Source organism: Polynucleobacter sp. VK25 (assembly GCF_018687355.1).
Lineage (GTDB): Bacteria > Pseudomonadota > Gammaproteobacteria > Burkholderiales > Burkholderiaceae > Polynucleobacter.
Map to the genome: position 1 here is coordinate 1,655,753 of NZ_CP061288.1, position 23,200 is coordinate 1,678,952.

The following is a 23,200-nucleotide window of genomic DNA, read 5'->3' on the forward strand; positions in this document are numbered from 1 at the left end:
AATATAATTGATGGCTACCCTGAAAGCGATTTTGTGAACGTATTCCGTGGCCCCACCCAGTTTTCTGCAGGACCAGCTTGTGCCCTCAGCATCGGTAATTTCGATGGCGTGCACAGGGGTCATCGCGCCCTGCTGAAAGAGCTCGTTGATGGCGCCAAAGAGCGGGGGCTCGTCACTTGCGTCATGACCTTTGAGCCGCATCCAAAAGAATTCTTCTCCCCAGAGCAGGCGCCACCACGCATTCTGAATTTGCGCGATAAATTGGCTGCGCTTGCCGACCTTGGAATTGATCGTGTTGTTGTCGAACATTTCAATTCTGCATTTGCCAAGCTTTCACCCGAAGAATTTGTTTCAGAAATTATTGTCAAGCGACTGAATGCCAAATGGATTTTGATTGGCGATGATTTTTGCTATGGGGCGAAACGCGCCGGCAACTTTGCTAGCTTAAAAGCTGCTGGTGAAAAATATGGTTTTGAAGTATCTAGCATCCAAACCATTCAAGAAAATGGCGAACGCATCTCCAGCTCGGCATTGCGAGCTGCGCTTGCAAATGGAGACATGGAGCTAGCTGAAAAGTTATTGGGTCGTCCTTACGGAATTTCTGGTCATGTTATTCATGGTCAGCAACTTGGACGTCAACTTGGCTTCCCTACCCTCAACTTAGCGGTTGCCAATCATCTACACCATCGCAAACTAGCAACAACTGGAATCTTTACTGCGCAGGTTTTAGGCTTGGGTGATCAGCCCCTGCCTGCGGTTGCCAGCTTGGGCGTAAGGCCCACAGTAGAGGATGAAGGCAGAGTCTTGCTAGAGACCCATATTTTTGATTACAACGCGGATGTTTACGGAAAAATTATTACCGTAGAACTCTTAGAAAAAATCCGTGACGAGGCAAAGTATCCCGACCTCGAAACCCTTACACAAGCGATTGCAGCAGATGCAGCGCATGCCAGAAATTATTTCCAGAAAAAAGCTTATGTCTGAAAAAGAAAACTCATATCCCGTCAATCTTCTAGACACCTCCTTCCCCATGCGAGGAGATCTAGCTAAGCGCGAGCCACAGTGGGTTGCTGGATGGCAGAAAAATAAGCTCTACGAAAAAATTCGTGCTGCTCATGCCAATCAACCGAAGTTCATCTTGCATGATGGTCCTCCATATGCCAACGGCGATATTCATATTGGTCATGCAGTCAATAAGATTCTGAAAGACATGATCGTCAAGTCTCGCTGGCTCATGGGTTTTGATTCTGTGTATGTACCTGGCTGGGATTGCCATGGCATGCCAATTGAAATTCAGATTGAAAAAGAGTTCGGCAAAAATTTACCTACTGCCGAAGTGCAGTCGAAGGCGCGTGCTTATGCTCATGTTCAGGTAGAAAAACAGAAGAAAGATTTTGAGCGCTTGGGTGTACTGGGAGATTGGAATAACCCCTATCTCACCATGAACTTCCGTAACGAGGCCGATGAAATCCGCGCCCTTGGGAAGATCTGGGAAAAAGGTTATGTATTCCGTGGCTTAAAGCCGGTGAACTGGTGCTTTGATTGTGGCTCTGCACTTGCAGAAGCTGAAGTGGAATACCAGGACAAGACTGATCCAACTGTGGACGTTGGTTTTGCATTCGATGATGCGCAGCGCCCACAATTAGCTAAAGCATTCAACCTTACCGAGCTTCCAAACAAGCCAGGTCAAATTGTCATCTGGACAACTACTCCATGGACTATTCCTGCCAATCAGGCAATGAACGTTCATCCAGAACTAGCTTATGCACTGGTGGATGTTGGTGATAAGTTGCTGATTCTGGCAAAAGATCGCGTTGAAACTTGCTTGCAAGATTACGGCTTGGAGGGCAAGGTAATTGCCGCTTGCCAAGGTGCTCAATTAGCGAATATCTCCTTCTGGCATCCGCTTGCTTCATTGCATGAAGGCTACAAACGCCTCTCACCAATCTATCCCGCTGAATACGTCACGCTTGATACTGGCACAGGCATTGTTCACTCAGCACCAGCTTACGGTGAGGAAGACTTTAAATCCTGCAAAGCCAACAAGCTTGCTGACAAAGATATTCTGAATCCAGTGATGGGTAATGGTGTGTATGCATCCTGGCTACCACTCTTCGCCAACGAATATATTTGGAAAGCCAATCCTAAAATTGTAGAAGCGATGCGTGAAGCTGGCAGCCTCTTGCGCGATAAAACCTATACCCACTCGTACATGCATTGCTGGCGCCACAAATCGCCCATCATTTACCGTGCCACTTCACAATGGTTTGCAAGCATGGATAAGAAACCATCTGATGGCAAAGCCAGCCTGCGTGAGACTGCGTTAGCGGGTATTGATAGCACTGAGTTCTTCCCGGCCTGGGGCAAACAACGTCTTAATAGCATGATTGCCAACCGTCCTGACTGGACTTTGTCACGTCAACGCCAATGGGGTGTGCCAATGGCCTTCTTTGTTCATAAGGAAAGCGGTGAGCCACATCCGCGCACCGTTGAACTGCTTGAAGAAATCGCTAAGCGCGTAGAAAAAGAAGGTATCGAAGCCTGGCAAAAATTAGAAGTTGCCGACCTACTTGGTGATGAAGCTGCGCAATACGAAAAGAACAAAGATACCTTAGACGTTTGGTTTGACTCTGGTACAACGCACTGGCACGTTATTCGCGGTTCGCACCGTGATGAACTATTAACTGCGGACGCAGAAACGCCCAATGGTCGTTTGGCAGATCTATACCTAGAGGGATCAGACCAACATCGCGGCTGGTTCCACTCCTCATTGCTGACTGGCGCCATGCTCGATGGCAAGCCGCCATACAAAGCTCTTTTAACTCATGGCTTTACTGTCGACGGCCAGGGCCGCAAGATGAGTAAATCTGTAGGTAATGTAATTGCACCACAACAAGTAGCAGACAAGTTAGGTGCTGAGATCATTCGCTTGTGGGTAGCTTCTACAGACTACTCTGGCGAAATGACGATCTCGGATGAGATTCTCAAGCGCGTGACCGAGAGTTATCGTCGCATTCGTAATACCTTGCGTTTCTTGCTAGCCAATCTTTCTGATTTTGATCCTAGCAAACATACAATGCCCGCTGATCAGTGGCTAGAAATTGATCGCTACGCAGTTGCTCTTGCTAACCAACTCCAAAATGATGTTGAGGCACACTACAAGACATATGAATTCCAACCTGCAGTTGCTCGCATGTTGACTTTCTGTTCTGAAGATTTAGGTGGCTTCTATTTAGACATCCTTAAGGACCGTCTGTATACAAGTGCACCAGACTCTCCCGATCGTCGCGCAGCACAGAATGCCCTATTCCATATCACCCGCAATCTCTTGAAGTGGTTATCGCCATTCTTATCCTTTACCGCAGAAGAAGCGTGGAAGGATTTTCCTCATGGCTCAGGCAGTAAACCTGCTGAATCCATCTTTATGGAAGAGTTTGGTGATTTCCCGCAAATTACCCATGCTGATGAACTACTTGCAAAGTGGGAGCGTATTCGTGAAATCCGATCTGAAGTCACTAAGGCCATTGAAGTTGAGCGCGAAGCAGGCAATGTAGGCTCATCACTTCAAGCCGAACTCACAATTAAAGTGGGTGACGTTGACTTTGCCATCCTGCACTCATTGGAAGATGATCTACGTTTTGTCACCATCACTTCTAGCGCCAATATTGAACTCAGCAACGAAGGTCTAGAAGTATTGGTAAGGGGTAGCCAATATAAGAAGTGTGGCCGCTGCTGGCATCACACCAAAGATGTGGGTAGCAATGCTGATCACCCCGAACTCTGTGGTCGCTGCATAAGCAACCTTTTTGGTGATGGTGATCACCGCCTCTTCGCTTAAGAGACCCTCATGAAAAGTCTTGCTCTACCTCGTTATCTAGCAATTGCTGTAATAGTGCTATTGCTAGATCAACTCAGCAAGTGGTCAGCGCTCAGTAATTTACAAATGGGCGTGCCCGAACCAGTCCTCCCCTTCTTGAACTGGTTGCTACTCTTTAATCCAGGCGCAGCGTTTTCATTCTTGGCGCAAGGCTCCGGTTGGCAACGTTGGTTCTTTACCATCCTTGGTTTGGCAGCTTCAATCTACATTATTTGGCTGCTGTATAAAAGCCAGGGCGACAGGTTGCTTTGTACCGCTCTCAGCCTAATCTTGGGTGGCGCACTAGGTAATGTCTTAGATCGCGTGATGTATGGCGCTGTAGTTGACTTTATAGACATGTATTACGGTAACTGGCATTGGCCTGCATTTAATATCGCCGATAGCGCCATCTGCATTGGGGCTGCCCTCATCATTTGGGGTGAGTTACGCAAGTCATTTGGCAAATCTGCCCAATCCCATTAAGCTGGCGCCATGCAATCACTTATCAATAAGAAGATCGTTCTTGGTATCTCTGGTGGTATAGCGGCCTATAAGGCCCCAGAGCTTGCGCGCCAATTGATGCAGGAAGGCGCCTCAGTACAAGTAGTCATGACTGAGGCTGCGCAGCAATTTGTGACACCAGTAACGATGCAAGCCCTCACTGGTAATCCGGTTTACTTAAGTCAATGGGACAGCACTATTCCGAATAATATGGCGCACATTGAGCTATCTCGCTCTGCGGATGCAATTTTGATTGCCCCTGCAAGCGCTGATTTGATGGCCAAGCTTTCTTTGGGTCTGGCTGATGATCTGTTGACTACACTTTGCCTGGCGAGGGATTGCCCTTTACTACTCACACCAGCAATGAACAAGCAAATGTGGGAGCATGCCGCTACACAAAGAAGCGCACAAAGATTGATTGATGATGGCGTTGCCCTCCTAGGCCCTGCTAGCGGCTTTCAGGCATGTGGTGAAGTGGGGATGGGCAGAATGCTTGAACCCGCTGAAATTACCGAGCAAGTGATTGCCTTCTTTCAGAAAAAAACATTAGCCGGTAAAAAAGTATTAATTACTGCAGGCCCCACATTCGAAGCAATTGATCCAGTACGCGGCATTACTAATCACAGCTCGGGCAAGATGGGCTTTGCAATTGCGCGCGCTGCCTTAGAGGCTGGCGCTCAAGTCCACCTCATTGCGGGACCATGCGATCTGGATACACCACTCCAGGCTACTGGAAACATCACCCGCACCAACGTAGTTAGTGCTAAAGAAATGCATGCGGCTACCTTAAGCGCGACAGACTGCGATGTCTTCTTTGCGGTAGCCGCCGTAGCCGACTGGGGAATTGCTAAACCAGCTAAGGAAAAGATCAAGCGGCAAGGTAATCAAGCACCGAACTTAGAATTTATTTCTAACCCAGACATTCTTCTCGATGTTGCCAAGACTGTAAAAACCAAAGGCGGCAAGCCCCATCCATACTGCGTAGGCTTTGCAGCTGAATCTACTGATCTAGAAAAACATGCCGATGAAAAGCGCCAGCGTAAGGGGGTTCCAATGATTGTTGGCAACATTGGCCCTGATACCTTTGGTAGCGATCTTAACCAATTGGTTGTTATCGATGCAGGTGGTAGCAAAAAAATTGCTAAGGCAGAGAAACTACAGTTAGCACGTCAACTTATTCAACTAGTCGCTAAGAAAATTTAAGCGCTTTTTTACTTACATTCCCAGTTTTAGGAAATTTCATGCAATCTCTTCAAGTAAAAATTCTCGATGAACGTATGCGCGATCAACTGCCCACTTATGGCACACCTGGAAGTGCAGGGCTAGATCTGCGCGCTTGCATTGATGAGGCAATTGAAATTGCCCCCGGTCAAACTGTATTAGTGCCTACAGGCCTAGCAATCTATGTTGAAGATCCACGCTATGCAGCTTTTATTCTGCCGCGCTCAGGCTTAGGTCACAAGCATGGCATCGTTCTTGGTAACTTGGTTGGTTTGATTGATTCTGACTATCAAGGCCAATTGATGGTGAGCACCTGGAATCGTGGCTCAACTCCATTTAAGCTTGAGCCGATGGAGCGCTTGGCTCAATTGGTTGTGATGCCCGTACAACAAGTCGAGCTCAAAGTTGTTGAAGAGTTCACCGAAAGCAGTCGTGGTGCTGGTGGCTTTGGAAGCACCGGTAGAAGCTAAAAATTAACGAGAATTAGCCAACAAAAAGCCACCCGAAGGTGGCTTTTCTTTTAACGCGAGTAGCTTACTTACGAATATGCGCTTTACGAGCGGCATCTTGTGACATGCCTGCACCAGCGCCTTCACGAGACTCTTTTTCAGCAGTAATTTCTTTGCGACGCTCTTTGCAAGAACCAGCAATCTCTTGCAAAGCCTTACGAGCACGAGCTGCAGAAGCTTTAATGCCTTTACCTTGAAACTTCTCATTCTCAGCTTTGTAATTTTCAAAGGCTTCTAGTAATTTATCGTGATGAGACATTTTTTCCCTTTTGGCTTGTATTTATTAAATAAGTTAGTTAATTAAATTTCTTCGGCTGGCGCTACATCCGCTTTAGCACGCTTTCCTGGCAATGCTGGGGCATCAAAGTTCAGCAAAACTTTGCCATCAGCATCAATATCGACATCAACATGACCACCTTGGGCTAACTTGCCAAACAGGAGCTCGTCAGCAAGCGCCTTACGCACTGTATCTTGAATGATGCGCTGCATCGGACGTGCGCCCATTAACGGATCAAAGCCATGCTTAGCTAAATGAGCACGCAATGCTGGGCTAAATGTTGCATCTACCTTCTTCTCATGCAATTGTTCTTCCAGCTGCATTAAGAACTTGTCAACCACGCGCATGATGATGGACTCATCAAGCGCCTTGAAGGAGACGATGGCATCCAAACGATTACGGAACTCTGGTGTGAAGAACTTCTTGATATCCGCCATTTCATCGCCAGACTCACGTGCGTTGGTAAAGCCGATCGTGGATTTCTGCATCGCCTCGGCACCAGCATTTGTAGTCATGATGATGATGACGTTACGGAAGTCAGTCTTGCGACCATTGTTATCCGTTAGCGTGCCATGATCCATTACCTGCAAGAGAATATTGAAGATATCTGGATGGGCTTTTTCAATTTCATCGAGCAGGAGCACGCAATGTGGCTTCTTATTGACAGCCTCAGTGAGTAAGCCGCCTTGGTCAAAGCCAACATAGCCCGGAGGCGCACCAATCAAACGACTTACAGCATGACGCTCCATGTACTCAGACATATCAAAGCGCAGCAACTCAATACCAAGGATGTAAGCAAGTTGTTTAGCCACCTCAGTCTTACCAACCCCAGTAGGGCCAGAGAACAAGAAAGATCCAATTGGGCGATCAATCTTGCCAAGTCCAGCACGCGTCATCTTAATGGCGCTAGCTAAGGCCTCAATCGCAGGATCTTGACCGAAGACTACGCTCTTAATATCGCGATCCAAGGTCTGTAACTTACTACGATCATCCACTGTGACAGATTGTGGCGGTATACGCGCAATCTTAGCTACGATCTCTTCAATCTCTGGACGACCGATGGTTTTTTTCTGCTTAGACTTTGGCAAAATACGTTGGGCAGCGCCAGCTTCATCGATAACATCAATTGCTTTATCCGGCAAATGACGATCATTGATATAGCGAGCAGACAGCTCAGCGGCAGCCACCAAAGCGCCAGCTGCATACTTGACGCTGTGATGCTCTTCAAAACGAGACTTCAAGCCACGCAGAATTTGTACTGTTTGATCTACTGTCGGTTCTACAACATCTACCTTCTGAAAACGACGTGATAACGCTGCGTCTTTTTCAAAGATGCCACGATATTCAGTAAAGGTAGTTGCACCGATACATTTCAGCTGACCGTTGGACAAAGCAGGCTTTAACAAATTACTTGCATCTAACGTTCCGCCCGATGCAGCACCCGCTCCGATTAGCGTATGAATTTCATCAATAAACAAAACGCCGTGCGCATGATCCTTAAGTGATTTGAGAACACTCTTTAAGCGCTGCTCAAAATCACCACGATATTTAGTGCCCGCTAAAAGGGCGCCCATATCTAAAGAGTAAACAGTAGCATCGGCCAAAATATCAGGCACGTCACCTTTTACGATTCTCCAGGCCAAGCCCTCAGCAATGGCTGTCTTACCTACGCCAGCCTCACCCACCAATAGCGGATTGTTTTTGCGGCGACGGCAGAGTACCTGAATAACCCGCTCTACTTCGCTCTCGCGCCCGATTAATGGGTCAATCTTGCCTTGACGAGCCAGGACATTGAGGTTCTGGGTGTACTGCTCCAGTGGGCTTTCTTTACCAGAAGCACTCGATTCCTCAGTCTCCTGAGAAGGCTCTGCGGGCTTCACATGCTCAGATTGATCTTTGCGTACGCCATGGCTGATGAAGTTCACCACATCTAAACGTGTAACACCCTGCTGCTGCAAGAAGTACACCGCGTGCGAATCTTTTTCACCAAAGATGGCAACCAATACATTTGCGCCAGTCACTTCTTTCTTGCCATTTGAGGTTGACTGTACATGCATGATGGCGCGCTGTATCACACGCTGAAATCCTAATGTAGGTTGCGTATCAACTTCATCATTACCCGGCACCACAGGTGTGTTGTCGTTAATAAAATTTTTCAATTGCGCACGCAGCTCTGCGATATTGACTGCGCAAGCCTTTAAGACCTCTACCGCAGTAGCGTTATCCAGTAAGGCTGCGAGCAAATGCTCGACTGTGATGAACTCATGTCGGGATGCCCTTGCGTCAACAAACGCCATGTGCAAACTCACTTCTAATTCTTGGGCAATCATGCTTCCTCCATAGTGCACTGTAGTGGGTGACCCGCTTCACGGGAGAGTTCAATAACTTGATGCACTTTCGTGGCAGCAACATCGCGGGTAAATACCCCACAAACGCCTTTACCAACTAAATGTACTTGCAACATGATGCGTGTAGCTGTTTCATGATCCTTATTAAAATACTCCTGAATCACCATCACCACAAATTCCATGGGTGTGTAATCGTCATTCATTAATAAAACTTTATACATCGAAGGCGCCTTAACTTGCTCGATTTGCTTTTCGAGCAGAAGGGTATCTTCAACGTACGGATTGCTGGGGTTGCCAGTAGTGGGATTTTTTGGTGCGCGACTCATGAGAAACATTCTAAACACAGATATCCAAACTTTAATTTACAGGGGTCATGTTGCGAAAAACACGCAAAAACCCCTCTTAAACCCATATTGGGGCATTTTTCTGTAAAAAAAGGGGTAATTACTAGGGGGTAGGGGCATATATCTCCTTGACACCCCTCCAAAAAGGGCAAACAATCGGGGGGTAGGCTTCAAGAGAGGTTCTATTTAGGCGTGTTGTGGATTGAGACTGATTAAAAAGTATTTACCCTCATCACGGTTGTTTTAAGTTTATGTAATGGAGTTCGCATGGCGACCGGAATTGTTAAGTGGTTCAATGATGCAAAAGGTTTTGGCTTTATCAAACCTGATGATGGTGAAGAAGAGTTGTTCGCGCATTTCAGCGCAATTACTATGCCTGGGTTCAAAACCCTCAAGGAAAACCAAAAGGTAACGTTTGACATTACCCAAGGTCCTAAAGGCAAGCAAGCTACCAATATCCAAGCGGCTTAATAGTCCTTAGATCATTATTAAAAACCCAGGATTCGTTCCTGGGTTTTTTTTCGTCTGCAATTTGTCTCACTTAAAATGCACCCATGCACAAATCAATTCACCTCTTCCGCCAGTTACTACTAACTATTCCATTGCTAGGATTAGGCCTTGCACAAGCCCAAGTAAACATTGGCCTGCCTACCGTTGAATTAAAAGCAGGCATCTACCGCATTCAGGCCGAGCTGGCTGATACTCCCAAGGCCAGAGAGGTGGGGCTCATGAACCGCACTAGCATGCCAACCAATTCCGGAATGCTATTTGTTTTTGAACAAAAAGCGGGGCACTGCTTTTGGATGAGCAACACCAAGATTCCACTTTCCATTGCATTCATTGCGGATGACGGCAAGATTGTAAATATTGAAGAGATGCAAGCTGAGACCACCAATAATCACTGCCCCAAAGTGGCTGTACGATATGCTTTGGAGATGAATAAGCAGTGGTTCTCGGAAAGAGTGATCGTGCCTGGAACCACAGTTACTGGACTGCCTAGGAAATAAACTTAAAAAATATGCTTTTACTGATTGGCCTACAGGCATTTCTCACAGCCTTATATTTTGTAACGGCGCCGTTCCAAATGAGCGATAGCTTATGGATTGTTCTAACCCTTAATCTACTCGCTTTAGCTTATCTATATAAGCGCTATCAAGTAACTCATAACCCCCGCTCACGGCACTATCGCTATGCGCGCCTAGCCTTTACGGCGACCCTGATCATCTTAGAGTTTTTCATCTTCTTTTCACCCAATCCAGTCAGCCCTGATGGGGTCCTAGGGTTAATCAACGATGCAGAAGTATTGGTTACGGGTATCTTGCTTGGCATTCTCTGGCGCCACGAGATTCTGAGTCACTCAAAATAAAAAACCGCCTCATGGGCGGTCTTTTATTTTCTGAAGCAGGATCTTTTATTCAAAGTGGCAAACATAGTGCACTGGTTGCTCTGCGCGAATAATGAAGTAACCGCCCTTTTCCACTTCCCAGCTTTGACCTGCCTTGAACTCTTGTTCAGGGGCGCCATTGATGCTGACAAATGCATTGCCATCAACCACTTCCATGATCTCTTTAGTGCTTAAGTCAAAACGTAATGTACTTGGCAAGACAACGCCAACTGACTTACGAACGCCATTAGGCAATGTCACGGTATGAGAAACGCACTTCCCATCAAAAAATACATTAGCCTTCTTGCCTACGGAAACTTGATCAAATTGCATACTCATTCCTTCTATTCTGTTTAGTTCTAATCGTTTATTTGCTTTTACTAGTTTTACTTTTAATTATTTCTTGGCACGCTTGCGTTTCGCCGTTTCAGCAATACGCATACGCAAAGCATTGAGCTTAATAAAGCCGCCAGCATCTGCTTGGTTATATGCACCGCCGTCATCATCAAAGGTTGCAATGTTTTGATCAAACAAGGTATTTGCTGAATCACGTGAAATCACAGATACAGAACCTTTATAGAGCTTCAAACGAACCACGCCATTTACTGCTTGTTGTGTGTGATCAATCAACGTTTGCAAAGCAAGACGCTCTGGCGCCCACCACAAGCCGTTATAAATCAAGCTTGCATAGCGTGGCATCAAGTCATCCTTCAAGTGAGCCACTTCGCGGTCCAGGGTAATACTCTCAATACCGCGGTGAGCCTTCAGCAAAATAGTGCCGCCAGGGGTTTCATAGCAACCACGGCTCTTCATACCCACAAAGCGGTTTTCCACTAGGTCAAGACGGCCAATGCCATGCTTACCACCGATACGATTTAACTCAGCCAATAGTTCGTGCGGCTTATAAGCTTTGCCGTCAATAGCCACTGGGTCACCCGCTTTAAATTCAATCTCAATAATTTCTGGGGCATCTGGAGCCTTCTCTGGAGAAGTTGTCCAACGCCACATTGACTCTTCTGCTTCAGCATTTGGGTTTTCTAGATGGCGGCCTTCGTAGCTGATGTGCAAGAGATTGGCATCCATGGAATATGGTGAGCCACCTTGCTTATGCTTCATTTCAACTGGAATGCCATGCTTCTCTGCATAAGCCATTAACTTCTCGCGTGAGAGAAGATCCCACTCACGCCAAGGAGCAATCACTTTAATTCCTGGCTCTAAAGCGTAGTAGCCCAGTTCAAAGCGAACCTGGTCGTTACCTTTACCAGTAGCACCATGCGATACAGCATCAGCACCAGTTAAGCGTGCGATCTCAATTTGACGCTTAGCAATTAATGGGCGGGCAATGGATGTGCCCAATAAGTATTCGCCTTCATAAATCGTATTCGCACGAAACATTGGGAATACAAAGTCACGCACAAACTCTTCACGCAAGTCGTCGATAAAAATATTTTCTGGTTTGATGCCAAATTGCAAAGCCTTGGCACGTGCCGGCTCCAATTCTTCACCTTGACCTAAGTCAGCCGTAAAGGTCACGATCTCGCAGCCATAAGTATCTTGAAGCCACTTCAAGATCACGCTGGTATCTAGACCGCCGGAATACGCTAAGACTGCTTTTTTAATATCGGACATGTTTTCTTATTCAATCAAAAAATTATTCAACAACTTACTTAGACAAATTACTTAATCCAAACGCCCGCAGAGCAAATACTCCATCAACGCTTTTTGAACATGCAAACGATTTTCCGCCTCTTCCCACACAATACTTTGCGGGCCATCGATTACTCCAGCAGAAACCTCTTCACCACGATGGGCTGGTAAGCAGTGCATGAATAATGCATCTGGCTTAGCCAAGGACATCAGCTCTTCATCAACCATCCAGTCCTGAAAGGCATTCATCCGCGAAGTATTTTCAGCCTCATAACCCATGCTGGTCCATACGTCAGTGGTAACCAAATCAGCGCCTTTGCAGGCCTCTTTAGGGTCAACGCAGATCGTTAAGTGTTTTTCCGCTTTCGGAGTCAAACGCGCTGGATCTAACTGATAACCCTCCGGCGCAGAGAAGCGTAACTGGAAGTCTAAACATTCAGCCGCTTGAAGCCAGGTATAAGCCATGTTGTTGGCATCACCCACCCAAGCTACCGTCTTACCTTGAATCGGACCGCGGGCCTCTACAAAAGTAAAGATATCGGCCAAGACTTGGCAAGGATGAAATTCATTTGTCAGGCCATTAATAACGGGAACGCGTGAATTAGCAGCAAAGCGCTCAATGATTTCCTGCCCAAAGGTGCGAATCATGATGATGTCGGTCATCCGTGAAATCACCTGTGCAGCATCCTCTACAGGCTCGCCACGACCCAACTGGGTATCGCGGGTGTTTAGGTAGACCGCATGACCACCAAGCTGATGAATGCCCGCCTCGAAGGAGAGGCGCGTACGAGTGGAGTGCTTTTCGAAAATCATTGCCAAAGTACGGTCATGAAGAGGGTGCCATGTCTCGTAACTCTTAAATTTAGACTTGAGCCAGGCCGAGCGCTTGAGTAAGTAGTCATACTCTTCCCGCGTCAAGTCAGAAAACTGCAGGTAGTGCCTTACCTTACCGGGCGCTTGGGGCTTTGCCAGGGATGTCATAGTTGAGCTTTCTACTAAAGTTTTGGCTTGCATTTTTTTCTTCAAACATTCGGTTGCACGAAAATAGCTCCTAAAGTCATCTTACGGCTAACCCAGACTGTTAAGCTAGAGGACTTAGTAATACTATTTCTTACAACCATCATTACGCGAACTTGAACCACAAAAAGCTTTTCATTCAAGGCATTACCACTTCTGGCAAACCATTTCGGCCCAGCGATTGGGCAGAGCGTCTGTGCGGGGTGATGGCTACTTTTCGCCCTCCCGGTGATTCCGGAGACCCTCGCTTCACTTATTCGCCCTATGTCAGACCAGTGCTTATTGCAAAAGTGAAATGCGTTGTTATCGATACTCGACTGAGAGACCTAGATCCTCGAGCGCTAGACTTTGTCATGAACTTTGCCAAAGACAATGACCTACCGATCGAAGAGGCATGTGAGTTCAACCCAACAGCCCCAGCCCAGCCTTAAAAACAAAAACCCGCTCTGATGAGGAGCGGGCCTAGGTCGAAACTACTTCGACCAGCCTAAAACTAAAACTGTATTACGCTGCCATCGCCTTGATAGCTGCAGACAAACGTGACTTCTGACGAGCTGCAGTATTTTTGTGAGCAATCTTTTTGTCAGCAATCTTGTCGATTGTTGCCTGAGTTGCTGAGAATACTTTTGCTGCAGCAGCTTTGTCACCAGTTTCGATAGCTTTACGAACTGCCTTAATGGAAGTGCGGAGCTTTGAACGCAAACTGGAGTTGTGTTCGTTTTGTTTTACTGCTTGGCGTGCACGCTTGCGCGCTTGTGCTGTATTGGCCATCTTTAAACCTTGCCTCTATAAATTGCAAAATGCGATTAGTTAAAAATCTTGCGGACTTGCCAGATTCATAAGCAAGCTCGCCAAAACCCAAGATTTTACATTAAAGGGGCAAAAAAGCCCAGCCGACTGATAAATAGGTGAAAATCGGCTCATGAATCTGCTTTCTGCCGCCGCCAAGGTCAGCTCCCTAACCATGCTGTCCCGTATTACGGGCCTGCTCCGGGAGACCCTGATTGCCCGTAGTTTCGGGGCTTCTGAGTGGACAGACGCCTTTAATGTGGCTTTTAGGCTACCCAATTTGCTGCGCCGACTCTTTGCTGAAGGAGCCTTTTCTCAGGCTTTTGTGCCTATTTTGGGAGAAATCTCCAGCCAAGGGGACCAAAAACAGGCTCAAATCCTCGTAAATACGGTCGCCACCCTCTTATTTTGGGCTTTGCTGCTCACGGTATTGGTGGGGGTGATTGGCGCCCCTGTGCTCATTTTGGCTATTGCCACAGGCTTTAAAGGTGGTCCCGCCTATGATGCCAGCGTAGTCATGACCCGCATCATGTTCCCTTATATCGGGTTAATTTCCCTGGTTTCGCTCTCAGCCGGTATTTTGAACACATTCCAGCGATTTGCGATTCCGGCCTTCACCCCTGTTTTGCTGAATTTGGCATTAATCGGTAGCGCCCTATTTTTAGCGCCGCACCTTGAGCAACCGATTTATGCGCTGAGCATTGGCGTTCTCATTGGTGGCGTTTTGCAGTTAGCCATTCAAGTTCCCGCTCTCTCTCGGATCGGCCTATTACCCCGCATTGGTTTGTTACCGAGCGCCATTAAAGCTGCCCTCACAAATCCCGATGCAAGACGGGTATTGCGCTTAATGGGGCCAGCAGTGTTTGCCGTCTCCGTGGCGCAAATCTCCCTCATCATTAACACCAACATTGCCTCACGCTTACAAGCTGGAAGTGTGTCATGGCTTTCTTATGCCGATCGCCTAATGGAATTTCCTACAGCGCTTCTTGGTGTGGCTTTGGGTACTGTGCTCCTGCCTAGCTTAAGCAAAGCGAATGCTAAGAACGATTTAGTTCACGCCGGTGAACTATTGATTTGGGGTTTACAACTCACCTTCTTGTTAGCCGCACCTGCAGCAATCGCATTGTTTATTTTTGGCGAACCTCTAGCGGCTGTGCTGTATCACTACGGCAAATTCAATGCGCTCGATGTGCTGATGACACAACGTGCATTGGCAGCCTATGGCGTTGGCCTAGTTGGTTTAATCCTGGTAAAGATATTGGCTCCCGGCTTCTACTCACGTCAAGATATTCGCACCCCTGTCAAAATTGGCCTACTAGTACTCGTAGCCACACAGTTGGCCAACCTTGTATTTGTTCCCTGGTTAGGACATGCAGGTCTCGCGCTATCGGTGGGAACAGGTGCCTGCCTAAATGCAGCCCTCCTTTGGATTGGCTTGCATCGACGTGGTGCTCTTCCCAGCTCCGCTTGGGCTAAATACTTGGGCCAATTACTGCTGGCCCTAATTCCCTTTGCCGCAGTACTTTTCTATGCTGCCAGCGCGCACAATTGGATTGCCCTTCAATCTGAGCCATGGCTTCGTATTGGTTTACTTGCTGTATGGCTAGCTCTAGCCGCCATTGTTTACTTTGCGTCCCTGGCTTTAGTTGGAATTCGCTGGCAAAAATTCTTACGTCATGCAAAATAGCCTTTATGCCTACACAACAACTCGACTATTTCACCTCCCTAGTTGCGGAAGATGAACACCTCCCCTTAACGGAGGCTGCCATTGCTGTAGCACAACATGCCTATCCCGATTTGGATGTGCAAGGCGTGCTTGATAAACTCGATGAATTGGGCAATAAATTAAAGATGCGCGTGACACCAGATACATCACCGGTTCAGCGCTTACAAATTCTGAAGCATTTCTTTTATACCGAGTTGGGTTTTGGCCCAAATCCAAATGATTTTTATGCTCCTGAAAATTCCTACTTGCATTACGTACTTGAAAATCGTAGGGGTATTCCAATCTCACTAGCTATTCTGATGATGGAGTTAGGAAATCAAATTGGTTTAAAGATTCGCGGCGTTTCATTCCCGAATCACTTTATGATGCGCATCTCGCTGCAACAAGGCGAAGTGATTATGGATCCATTGACAGGCGAATCACTATCCAAGACTCAATTGCAAGAAATGTTAGATCCCTACCTCGATGCCAAAGGCTACAGAGGTGAGTTGAGTCTGCCGCTGAACATCTTTCTACGTGCCTCAAGCTCAAGAGAGATTCTGTCGCGCTACCTGAGAAACTTGAAAATGATTTACTCAGAGCATGAGCGCTGGGAGCGTTTATTGGGCATCCAAGAGCGCCTCGTCATCCTATTGCCCGACTCTGTCGAGGAGATTAGAGACCGTGGGTTAATCTTTGCACAGCTAGAGTACTTACGCCCTGCTTTAGCAGATATGCATCGATATCTGAGCGAAATGCCAGAGGCTGAAGATGCAAGTGATATTCGTGAGCATATTGCTACGCTCGAAAGTCAAACCAAGCTGCACTAAAGCCAAATTACGTTAGCTTTAGTTTTGCTTGCGTTGGAAAATTTTGTAGATAGCTGCAAATGCAACCGGTACTGCAGCTGCACCCACGCCAACCAACACGATCACATTCAGATTCTGACGAATGACGGGGATATTGCCAAAGAAATATCCGGCAATCACTAGACCAAAAACCCACAGCGCAGCACCCGTGATGTTGAAGAACTGAAAGCGCGAGAAGTTCATCTCAGATACACCAGCAATAAAAGGCGCAAAGGTTCGAAAGATTGGTAAGAAACGAGCAAGGATGATGGTCTTACCGCCATGCTTTTCATAAAAAGCCTGGGTCTTCAATAAGGCACCCTGATCAATCCAGCGTGATTGACTGCTGAATACGCGTTTACCAATCCAGCGACCGATGAAATAGTTCACGGTATTGCCTCCTACTGCGGCAAGTAACAAACCAATACATAAGGTCCAGATATTGAAATGCTCAGTGGCGCAATAAGCGCCAGCGATAAACAAAAGGGAGTCGCCAGGCAAGAATGGCGCAACTACTAAACCTGTCTCTGCAAACACAATCGCAAATAGCAAGCCATAAGCCCAAGGACCGTATTGCTGAATCACGACATCGAGATGTTTATCAATATGTAGCAATAAATCACTAATTTGCAAAAGGGTATCCATCGAATCGCTCTCTAACTTATGGGTTGTTGCGGATATTAACAGGCTCTTATAATCAGGTATGCCAACTGAACCCTACATTCAGCCTATGCATGCTCCAAACGATATCCCGACTCTTTGCATTGTTGGGCCGACCGGCGCAGGCAAAACCCATCTCGCCATGTCCTTGGCTGGGTATGCAAATTCGATTGGTCAAACCATTGAGCTCATCAGCATGGACTCTGCATTGGTCTATCGTGGTTTAGATATCGGCAGTGCTAAGCCAACTAAAGCAGAACAAGCCGCCGTCATTCATCATCTGATTGACATCATCGACCCCACGGAAGTGTATTCAGCAGCACGTTTTGCAAAGGATGCGAAACGTCTTTGTACAGAAATTCGGGATCGCGGAAATATTCCAGTTGTTGTTGGTGGCACGATGTTGTATTGGCGCGCTTGGGCACACGGCCTTTCTTCCCTACCGCCAGCCAATCCAGAAATTCGCGCACGCCTAGATGAAGAAGGTAAGGCTCTTGGTTGGCCTGCCATGCATGACAAGCTTGCCAAAGTGGATCCTGAAACTGCAGTACGCTTAAAACCAAATGACTCTCAACGAGTACAACGCGCCCTCGAGGTTTTTGAAATCACTGGCAAGCCCATGTCAGCGCTGCTAGCTGAGTCACCTAGCGAAGATGGCAGAGAAGGCTCAGCCATTCCACCGTGGATTAATTTAGTGTCACTTGAACCAAGCGATCGCAAACGCTTGCATCTCAATTTAGAAAAACGCTTTGATGAAATGCTGGCTGCGGGATTTATGGATGAAGTCAAAGCCCTAAGGTCGAATACTGGTTTGCACGCAGATCTACCAGCCATTCGTTCAGTAGGTTATCGCCAAGCCTGGGAATTTCTTAATGGGGAAATTGATGCTGAAGAGATGCGCTACAAAGCGTTGGCAGCCACACGCCAGCTTGGTAAGCGTCAACTCACATGGTTGCGTGCAATAGATGGGAGAAAGACATTTGACCCCTTCAACCCAGAAGAGTTGAAGGCAGCACTGGAATACTGCAAAAGCAACTTAAAAAAATAAGTTGGAAGCTACTGTCTTAAATGACGATAGTTTGTGGCGCATCTTTTGGACGCTCTACCACTTCACCTACTGTCCACGCTTTAAGACCTTGTGCAGATAATGACTGGATCGCGATATCTACTTGATCCGGTGCCACAATGACCACCATACCAATACCGCAGTTAAATACGCGCACCATTTCTGCATCAGCAACGCCACCCTTCATTTGCAACCAACGGAAGAGTTCTGGCATTTGCCAGCTATCGCGATGCAAAACTGCTTGAGTATTTTCTGGGAGCACGCGTGGCACGTTATCAACCAAGCCGCCACCAGTGATATGTGCCATACCTTTTACATTGATTTCAGAAATCAATTTCAACAGTGGTTTCACATAAATCTCCGTTGGCGCCATCACAACATCAGCCAATGAGCGACCACCTAAATCATCGCTTGGCTTTGCCCCAGCACGTTCAATAATCTTACGCACTAGTGAGTAACCATTGGAATGTGCGCCGCTTGAACCGATTGCGATGACTGCATCGCCAGGAACAATGGTTGCGCCAGTAATGATTTTGGATTTTTCAACTGCGCCCACTGCAAATCCAGCTAGATCATACTCACCTGGCGGGTACATACCTGGCATTTCTGCAGTCTCACCACCAATGAGTGCGCAGCCAGATAATTCACAGCCTTTAGCAATGCCGCCAACAACTGTAGCTGCTGTATCGACCGTTAACTTGCCACAAGCAAAGTAATCCAAGAAAAAGAGGGGTTCGGCACCTTGGACCAAAATGTCATTCACACTCATGGCTACCAAGTCTTGACCAATAGTTTCGTGACGATTCCACTCAAAAGCCAATCTGAGCTTAGTACCAACACCATCAGTGCCCGAGACCAAAACTGGCTCTTTGTAGCGCTTAGGCACCTCAAAAAGGGCTCCAAAGCCACCAATTCCGGCCAATACGCCTTCGCGCATGGTCTTTTTGGCCAACGGCTTAATGCGGTCTACCAGATCGTCCCCAGCGTCGATATCGACGCCAGCGTCACGGTAGGAAAGGCCTTTAGAGGAAGAATTAGTAGGAGAAGTCATATCGGAGCCGGAATATTAGTAAAAAATGCTACTTCGTCAGTAGAATCATTGAATTCTAGAGGATTGAAGCAAGATGGCCGAAATTTTTACCCCTTTTCTCACCGCATTCATTCTGGCGTATGCCCTACGCCCTGTTTGCCTGTGGCTTGAGCGGCATCGCCTGCCTCGAGCGCTGGCTGCCGCCCTCAGCATGTTGATGGGAATTTGCCTAGTTTTCTTCATTCTGAGCCTTCTTGTCAGCCTCCTCAAATATGAAATCCCCCTGATCAAAACTCAGCTTCCAGATTGGATTGCCAATACCCAGGCTTGGCTTGGCCCAAAACTCAGTGAATTTCATATTAATTTTGACTGGGGAACCCTCAAGGAAACTGCCACACAAAAAATTACGACGCACATTAATGACAATGCCGACAGCTTAATGACCTCAACGATTGACACCGTCCTCATGTCTGGAAGCTCAGTCATCGCCGGCTTTGTTAATGCGGTGTTAATTATTTTTGTGATGTTTTATCTGCTAATGGATTGGGAACATTTCTTTGGACTTGTTAAAGGTATCGTTCCGATTCGTGCACAAGAAACCGTTCACCATTTAGCAATGCACACCGATGGATTGCTTTCACAATATTTGCGCGGCATGCTGACTGTGATCTCCATCATGGCCATTTATTACAGCGCAGGCTTAAGCTTAATTGGTGTTAAGGGTGCAGCAGCGCTCGGCGTATTTACTGCGCTGATGATTGTGATCCCCTATATCGGCATCACCTTAGGTCTTACCTTAGCTACCTTATCAGCACTACTGCAATTTGGTCCCGGCACAGACATTATTTTGGTGCTCATTCTATTTGGGGTTGGACAATTCCTAGAGGGCTTCTTCTTGACGCCCCGCCTGGTGGGCGAGCGCATTGGCTTACACCCCGTTGCCGTCTTATTTGCATTGCTTTTATTTGGCAAGTTATTTGGCTTCTTTGGCGTCTTGCTGGCATTGCCAATTAGCGCTGTCAGCTTAGTCCTCGTGAAGTATCTGTGGTCTCTCTACACGCAAAGCTCTTGGTACCAAAAATAAATTTGTAGTAATGAATACACCCTCGCTTCCAAAACAATTTGCGCTAGATATCAGCCACTCACCCAAAGCTAGTTTAGAAAACTACCTCCCTGGAAAAGATCTTGCATTAATTTCTGCCCTGCAAGATATAGAGCAATCTTGGGGCAAGCTAAATTCTGAAGTACTTTCCAATCCATTAAATCAACGTTGGATTTATTGGTGGGGGCCCGAAGGTTCTGGGCGCACCCACTTGTTGGAAGCAATTGGTAATGCAGCAAAAGATGTTGGGCTAGAGCACATTGCACTAGGTCCGTCCGAGCCAACTACATGGGTGCGTCTAGAAGAAAAAATGGGCGCCTTAGCCGAGAGCAAAAATGTCTCCGTGATTACCGTCGATGACGTTGATCACTTAGATGATCGTCTTGTGGGCTCACTTTTTCGCATTCTCAATACTGTTCAAGCAAGCAAAGCCATTCATGTTTTTATGGCGGGCAATGCTGCGCCAGCGAATTTGAAGCTACGGGAAGACCTGCGAACCCGACTGGGCTGGGGTTTGATCTTTCAGACCCAGCTTTTGGATGATGATGAGAAAATACAGGCATTAGAGGAAGCGGCTAAAGCCCGGGGACTCGTTTTATCTCCCGATGTGCTGCCTTGGTTATTAAGTCGTTTTTACCGGGATATGCCCAGTCTGATGGCCTTGATGGATGCTTTAGATGCTTACTCCCTTGAAACAAAACGTGCTGTAACCTTACCTCTTGTGCGCGAGCTCTTGCAGCCTAAATAATTTTTTAAATACTTCATTCGTGACTCAGTTAGCCCTTTTCGATTTAGACCACACTCTTTTACCCTGCGATAGCGATTACGAATGGGGTCAGTTTTTGGCGCGTATTGGTGTTGTGGATAGTGAATACTATGCGCGACAAAATGAGCGTTTTTATCAAGATTACAAAGATGGCAAGCTAGATATTCATGAGTTTCTGCGTTTTGCCTTAAAACCTCTTTCTGAGCATTCACGCGCCCAACTTAAAGAGTGGCACGATGCTTTTATGAAAGAAGTGATCAAGGGCCAACTCCGACAAGAGGCACTTGATCTTGTTAAGCGACATCAAGACGCCGGAGATCTTTGCTGTGTGATTACCGCTACTAATAGCTTTGTGACGCGCCCTATCGTTGAGAGTTTTGGCATCGAGCACCTGATTGCCACAGAACCAGCCACCGCAGATAACCAGACATTAGGCAACTACACTGGTGAAGTCAAAGGCATTCCGAATTTTCGTGAAGGTAAGATTCAGAATTTACATGACTGGTTAGCATCCCAAAAACTGTCGCTACATACTCTGCCTTGCAGTTATTTTTATTCCGACTCGATGAACGATCTTCCTTTGCTAGAAAAAGTAAGTCATCCTGTTGCCACTAATCCAGATGATCGTCTTCGCAACGAAGCCAAGCAGCGCAACTGGCCCATTCTTGAATTGTTTGCATGATCACTAAATTTATCAAACGTATTTTGCGGCGTGACCCGATGGTCAAGCACACTCAGGCGAACAATACTGGCGCCCCCAAACGGATTCCCAAAAAAGCGCACCGCATTGATCCGCACCTGCTCTCTAAGAATGCAGTGAAGGTAACGCACACATTGCAACAAGCAGGCTATGAGGCATTCATCGTTGGTGGTGCCGTAAGGGATCTTGCCTTAGGTATTGGTCCAAAAGATTTTGACGTTGCAACCAATGCCACTCCGGATCAAGTACAAAGACTCTTTCGTAAAGCACGCCTCATAGGTCGCCGCTTTCAAATTGTGCACGTCACTTTCTTTGGCAAAGGTCACCCCGAAATCATCGAGGTATCAACCTTCAGAGCCCTACTGGATAACGCTGGAGATCACGTGGCTGAGAGTGGTCGGATCCTGCGCGATAACGTCTGGGGCTCGCAAGGTGAAGATGCTGCAAGACGCGACTTCACGATCAATGCAATGTATTACGATCCCTCCTCCGAGACTGTTCTCGACTATCACGGCGGAATGGCAGACATGCAAAAGAAAACTTTGCGCATGATTGGCGATCCAGCAAAACGCTACAGAGAAGATCCTGTTCGCATGCTCAGGGCAGTGCGTTTCGCAGCCAAGACAGGCTTTGAATTAGACAGCGCCACCCGTGAGCCAATTGCAAAACTGGGTAAGTTATTAAATGATGTGCCTTCAGCCAGGCTGTTTGATGAAATTCTGAAGCTCTTGATGTCTGGCTATTCTTGGAAAGCCATCCAAGGACTTAAAGATGCAGGCCTGCATCATGGTCTACTTCCGTTGCTAGACCATATTCTGGATAAAGGCGAGGATTCCAAAGGGGCAAATGATTTTGTAAAGCTCGCTTTAGCCAATACTGATGACCGCATTCAATCTGGCAAAAGTGTTTCTGCAGGATTTTTATTTGCCACCCTGCTTTGGCCCGATCTTCTGAAGAATTGGAAAGCGAATTCCGCAAAGGGCATGGCGAATATTCCTGCCTTGCACGATGCAATGGATGACACGATCGCCACTCAAAGCAGCGGCATGACCATTCAACGTCGCTTTGAAAGTGATATGCGCGAGATTTGGTCCATGCAGCCTCGCTTTGAGAGGCGTGTAGGTCGCTACCCCTACCGCCTGATCGAATCACCTCGCTTTAGGGCGGGTTATGACTTTATGCTGCTTCGCTGTGCCACTGGGGAACTCAATTCAACAATTGGTCAATGGTGGACAGATTTCATTGCAGCCGATCCCGCTGGGCAAGACGAGCTCATGGCTAGCGTCAAAAATGAGTCTGGCAACAGTCAAAGCCCCGCAAAAAGACGGCGTCGTAGAAAGCCAAAATCGGTAGTGCCCCCAGAAAGTGCAGCGAGCTAAGCAAACTTAGAGAAATTTCAGTAAAGTAGTTTCATCTCTAGTTTGGAAACC

25 protein-coding genes are annotated in these 23,200 nt (G+C 47.1%); 16 read left to right on the forward strand and 9 right to left on the reverse strand.

Annotation, left to right across the window (positions count from 1 at the left end):
- Positions 1–33 precede the first annotated feature (33 nt).
- From AOC21_RS08350 to dut, 5 genes are read left to right on the forward strand one after another with little or no spacing between them, the layout of a single operon-like run.
- A complete protein-coding gene (locus tag AOC21_RS08350; RefSeq protein ID WP_215391537.1) occupies positions 34–984 on the forward strand; it encodes a bifunctional riboflavin kinase/FAD synthetase in 951 nt (316 codons plus the stop codon).
- Positions 959–3,838: an isoleucine--tRNA ligase gene (ileS, locus tag AOC21_RS08355; protein WP_371817818.1), complete on the forward strand. Its 2,880-nt coding sequence runs from the start codon at positions 959–961 to the stop codon at positions 3,836–3,838. The genes AOC21_RS08350 and ileS overlap by 26 nt, the downstream gene beginning before the upstream one ends.
- Positions 3,839–3,847: 9 nt before the next feature.
- Positions 3,848–4,339 (forward strand): signal peptidase II, encoded by a 492-nt coding sequence (gene lspA / locus AOC21_RS08360; RefSeq protein WP_215391539.1) that lies wholly within the window; start codon positions 3,848–3,850, stop codon positions 4,337–4,339.
- Between the two features lie 9 nt (positions 4,340–4,348).
- A complete protein-coding gene (coaBC, locus tag AOC21_RS08365) occupies positions 4,349–5,560 on the forward strand; it encodes a bifunctional phosphopantothenoylcysteine decarboxylase/phosphopantothenate--cysteine ligase CoaBC (protein WP_215391540.1) in 1,212 nt (403 codons plus the stop codon).
- A gap of 38 nt (positions 5,561–5,598) precedes the next feature.
- Positions 5,599–6,048, forward strand: coding sequence for a dUTP diphosphatase (dut, locus tag AOC21_RS08370; protein WP_215391541.1), 450 nt, complete (start codon positions 5,599–5,601; stop codon positions 6,046–6,048).
- 64 nt (positions 6,049–6,112) lie between these two features.
- Here the strand turns inward: dut and AOC21_RS08375 are convergent, their stop codons facing one another.
- Genes AOC21_RS08375 through clpS form a run of 3 tightly spaced genes read right to left on the reverse strand, consistent with a single transcriptional unit; the run spans position 6,113 to position 9,047 of the window.
- Positions 6,113–6,346, reverse strand: coding sequence for a hypothetical protein (locus AOC21_RS08375; RefSeq protein ID WP_072582836.1), 234 nt, complete (start codon positions 6,344–6,346; stop codon positions 6,113–6,115).
- A 41-nt stretch (positions 6,347–6,387) separates the two neighbouring features.
- On the reverse strand, positions 6,388–8,694 hold the full coding sequence (gene clpA, locus AOC21_RS08380) for an ATP-dependent Clp protease ATP-binding subunit ClpA (protein ID WP_215391542.1): 2,307 nt from the start codon (positions 8,692–8,694) through the stop codon (positions 6,388–6,390).
- A complete protein-coding gene (gene clpS, locus AOC21_RS08385) occupies positions 8,691–9,047 on the reverse strand; it encodes an ATP-dependent Clp protease adapter ClpS (protein WP_072582834.1) in 357 nt (118 codons plus the stop codon). The genes clpA and clpS overlap by 4 nt, the downstream gene beginning before the upstream one ends.
- Positions 9,048–9,323: 276 nt before the next feature.
- Here clpS and AOC21_RS08390 point away from each other — a divergent pair, with 276 nt between their 5' ends.
- The 3 genes from AOC21_RS08390 to AOC21_RS08400 all read left to right on the forward strand — a co-directional run bounded on the left by AOC21_RS08390 (position 9,324) and on the right by AOC21_RS08400 (position 10,422).
- Positions 9,324–9,527 (forward strand): cold-shock protein, encoded by a 204-nt coding sequence (locus AOC21_RS08390; RefSeq protein ID WP_011903586.1) that lies wholly within the window; start codon positions 9,324–9,326, stop codon positions 9,525–9,527.
- A gap of 83 nt (positions 9,528–9,610) precedes the next feature.
- A complete protein-coding gene (locus AOC21_RS08395; RefSeq protein WP_215391543.1) occupies positions 9,611–10,063 on the forward strand; it encodes a DUF192 domain-containing protein in 453 nt (150 codons plus the stop codon).
- A gap of 11 nt (positions 10,064–10,074) precedes the next feature.
- On the forward strand, positions 10,075–10,422 hold the full coding sequence (locus AOC21_RS08400) for a hypothetical protein (RefSeq protein ID WP_215391544.1): 348 nt from the start codon (positions 10,075–10,077) through the stop codon (positions 10,420–10,422).
- A 45-nt stretch (positions 10,423–10,467) separates the two neighbouring features.
- Here AOC21_RS08400 and AOC21_RS08405 read toward each other — a convergent pair whose 3' ends face one another.
- From AOC21_RS08405 to argF, 3 genes are all read right to left on the reverse strand, one after another.
- Positions 10,468–10,773 (reverse strand): pyrimidine/purine nucleoside phosphorylase, encoded by a 306-nt coding sequence (locus AOC21_RS08405; protein WP_215391545.1) that lies wholly within the window; start codon positions 10,771–10,773, stop codon positions 10,468–10,470.
- Positions 10,774–10,836: 63 nt separating this feature from the next.
- Positions 10,837–12,069: an argininosuccinate synthase gene (locus tag AOC21_RS08410; protein ID WP_215391546.1), complete on the reverse strand. Its 1,233-nt coding sequence runs from the start codon at positions 12,067–12,069 to the stop codon at positions 10,837–10,839.
- A 51-nt stretch (positions 12,070–12,120) separates the two neighbouring features.
- Positions 12,121–13,068 (reverse strand): ornithine carbamoyltransferase, encoded by a 948-nt coding sequence (gene argF / locus AOC21_RS08415; protein WP_215392799.1) that lies wholly within the window; start codon positions 13,066–13,068, stop codon positions 12,121–12,123.
- Positions 13,069–13,220: 152 nt separating this feature from the next.
- Here argF and AOC21_RS08420 point away from each other — a divergent pair, with 152 nt between their 5' ends.
- Entirely contained in the window at positions 13,221–13,535 is a 315-nt protein-coding gene (locus AOC21_RS08420) for a DUF3579 domain-containing protein (protein WP_215391547.1), read from the forward strand.
- 73 nt (positions 13,536–13,608) lie between these two features.
- Here AOC21_RS08420 and rpsT read toward each other — a convergent pair whose 3' ends face one another.
- On the reverse strand, positions 13,609–13,875 hold the full coding sequence (gene rpsT, locus AOC21_RS08425) for a 30S ribosomal protein S20 (RefSeq protein WP_215391548.1): 267 nt from the start codon (positions 13,873–13,875) through the stop codon (positions 13,609–13,611).
- Positions 13,876–14,026: 151 nt separating this feature from the next.
- On the opposite strand from rpsT, the gene murJ reads away from it, so the two are divergent.
- Positions 14,027–15,580, forward strand: coding sequence for a murein biosynthesis integral membrane protein MurJ (gene murJ / locus AOC21_RS08430; protein ID WP_215391549.1), 1,554 nt, complete (start codon positions 14,027–14,029; stop codon positions 15,578–15,580).
- A 5-nt stretch (positions 15,581–15,585) separates the two neighbouring features.
- Positions 15,586–16,428, forward strand: coding sequence for a SirB1 family protein (locus AOC21_RS08435; protein WP_215391550.1), 843 nt, complete (start codon positions 15,586–15,588; stop codon positions 16,426–16,428).
- An 18-nt stretch (positions 16,429–16,446) separates the two neighbouring features.
- Here the strand turns inward: AOC21_RS08435 and AOC21_RS08440 are convergent, their stop codons facing one another.
- Positions 16,447–17,091, reverse strand: a complete 645-nt coding sequence (locus tag AOC21_RS08440) for a VTT domain-containing protein (RefSeq protein ID WP_215391551.1) — start codon at positions 17,089–17,091, stop codon at positions 16,447–16,449.
- Between the two features lie 58 nt (positions 17,092–17,149).
- Here AOC21_RS08440 and miaA point away from each other — a divergent pair, with 58 nt between their 5' ends.
- Positions 17,150–18,154: a tRNA (adenosine(37)-N6)-dimethylallyltransferase MiaA gene (gene miaA / locus AOC21_RS08445; protein WP_215391552.1), complete on the forward strand. Its 1,005-nt coding sequence runs from the start codon at positions 17,150–17,152 to the stop codon at positions 18,152–18,154.
- 16 nt (positions 18,155–18,170) lie between these two features.
- Here miaA and purM read toward each other — a convergent pair whose 3' ends face one another.
- Positions 18,171–19,223 carry a phosphoribosylformylglycinamidine cyclo-ligase gene (gene purM / locus AOC21_RS08450; RefSeq protein ID WP_215391553.1) on the reverse strand — a complete coding sequence of 351 codons (1,053 nt, stop codon included), beginning with the start codon at positions 19,221–19,223 and terminating at the stop codon, positions 18,171–18,173.
- 73 nt (positions 19,224–19,296) lie between these two features.
- On the opposite strand from purM, the gene AOC21_RS08455 reads away from it, so the two are divergent.
- From AOC21_RS08455 to pcnB, 4 genes are read left to right on the forward strand one after another with little or no spacing between them, the layout of a single operon-like run.
- Complete coding sequence (locus AOC21_RS08455) at positions 19,297–20,286, forward strand: AI-2E family transporter (protein ID WP_215391554.1); 990 nt, start codon at positions 19,297–19,299, stop codon at positions 20,284–20,286.
- Between the two features lie 10 nt (positions 20,287–20,296).
- On the forward strand, positions 20,297–21,052 hold the full coding sequence (gene hda, locus AOC21_RS08460; protein WP_215391555.1) for a DnaA regulatory inactivator Hda: 756 nt from the start codon (positions 20,297–20,299) through the stop codon (positions 21,050–21,052).
- Positions 21,053–21,071: 19 nt separating this feature from the next.
- Positions 21,072–21,752: an HAD family phosphatase gene (locus tag AOC21_RS08465; protein WP_215391556.1), complete on the forward strand. Its 681-nt coding sequence runs from the start codon at positions 21,072–21,074 to the stop codon at positions 21,750–21,752.
- Positions 21,749–23,149, forward strand: a complete 1,401-nt coding sequence (gene pcnB, locus AOC21_RS08470) for a polynucleotide adenylyltransferase PcnB (RefSeq protein WP_215391557.1) — start codon at positions 21,749–21,751, stop codon at positions 23,147–23,149. Before AOC21_RS08465 ends, pcnB begins: the two co-directional genes overlap by 4 nt.
- Positions 23,150–23,200: the final 51 nt, after the last annotated feature.

Bases quoted from the DNA above. Each gene is read 5' to 3' on its own strand.
- lspA (WP_215391539.1), top strand. From the start codon at position 3,848: ATGAAAAGTCTTGCTCTACCTCGTTATCTAGCAATTGCTGTAATAGTG.
- coaBC (WP_215391540.1), top strand. From the start codon at position 4,349: ATGCAATCACTTATCAATAAGAAGATCGTTCTTGGTATCTCTGGTGGT.
- dut (WP_215391541.1), top strand. From the start codon at position 5,599: ATGCAATCTCTTCAAGTAAAAATTCTCGATGAACGTATGCGCGATCAA.
- AOC21_RS08375 (WP_072582836.1), bottom strand. From the start codon at position 6,346: ATGTCTCATCACGATAAATTACTAGAAGCCTTTGAAAATTACAAAGCT.
- clpA (WP_215391542.1), bottom strand. From the start codon at position 8,694: ATGATTGCCCAAGAATTAGAAGTGAGTTTGCACATGGCGTTTGTTGAC.
- clpS (WP_072582834.1), bottom strand. From the start codon at position 9,047: ATGTTTCTCATGAGTCGCGCACCAAAAAATCCCACTACTGGCAACCCC.
- AOC21_RS08390 (WP_011903586.1), top strand. From the start codon at position 9,324: ATGGCGACCGGAATTGTTAAGTGGTTCAATGATGCAAAAGGTTTTGGC.
- AOC21_RS08395 (WP_215391543.1), top strand. From the start codon at position 9,611: ATGCACAAATCAATTCACCTCTTCCGCCAGTTACTACTAACTATTCCA.
- AOC21_RS08400 (WP_215391544.1), top strand. From the start codon at position 10,075: ATGCTTTTACTGATTGGCCTACAGGCATTTCTCACAGCCTTATATTTT.
- AOC21_RS08405 (WP_215391545.1), bottom strand. From the start codon at position 10,773: ATGCAATTTGATCAAGTTTCCGTAGGCAAGAAGGCTAATGTATTTTTT.
- AOC21_RS08410 (WP_215391546.1), bottom strand. From the start codon at position 12,069: ATGTCCGATATTAAAAAAGCAGTCTTAGCGTATTCCGGCGGTCTAGAT.
- argF (WP_215392799.1), bottom strand. From the start codon at position 13,068: ATGACATCCCTGGCAAAGCCCCAAGCGCCCGGTAAGGTAAGGCACTAC.
- rpsT (WP_215391548.1), bottom strand. From the start codon at position 13,875: ATGGCCAATACAGCACAAGCGCGCAAGCGTGCACGCCAAGCAGTAAAA.
- murJ (WP_215391549.1), top strand. From the start codon at position 14,027: ATGAATCTGCTTTCTGCCGCCGCCAAGGTCAGCTCCCTAACCATGCTG.
- AOC21_RS08435 (WP_215391550.1), top strand. From the start codon at position 15,586: ATGCCTACACAACAACTCGACTATTTCACCTCCCTAGTTGCGGAAGAT.
- AOC21_RS08440 (WP_215391551.1), bottom strand. From the start codon at position 17,091: ATGGATACCCTTTTGCAAATTAGTGATTTATTGCTACATATTGATAAA.
- miaA (WP_215391552.1), top strand. From the start codon at position 17,150: ATGCCAACTGAACCCTACATTCAGCCTATGCATGCTCCAAACGATATC.
- purM (WP_215391553.1), bottom strand. From the start codon at position 19,223: ATGACTTCTCCTACTAATTCTTCCTCTAAAGGCCTTTCCTACCGTGAC.
- AOC21_RS08455 (WP_215391554.1), top strand. From the start codon at position 19,297: ATGGCCGAAATTTTTACCCCTTTTCTCACCGCATTCATTCTGGCGTAT.
- hda (WP_215391555.1), top strand. From the start codon at position 20,297: ATGAATACACCCTCGCTTCCAAAACAATTTGCGCTAGATATCAGCCAC.
- pcnB (WP_215391557.1), top strand. From the start codon at position 21,749: ATGATCACTAAATTTATCAAACGTATTTTGCGGCGTGACCCGATGGTC.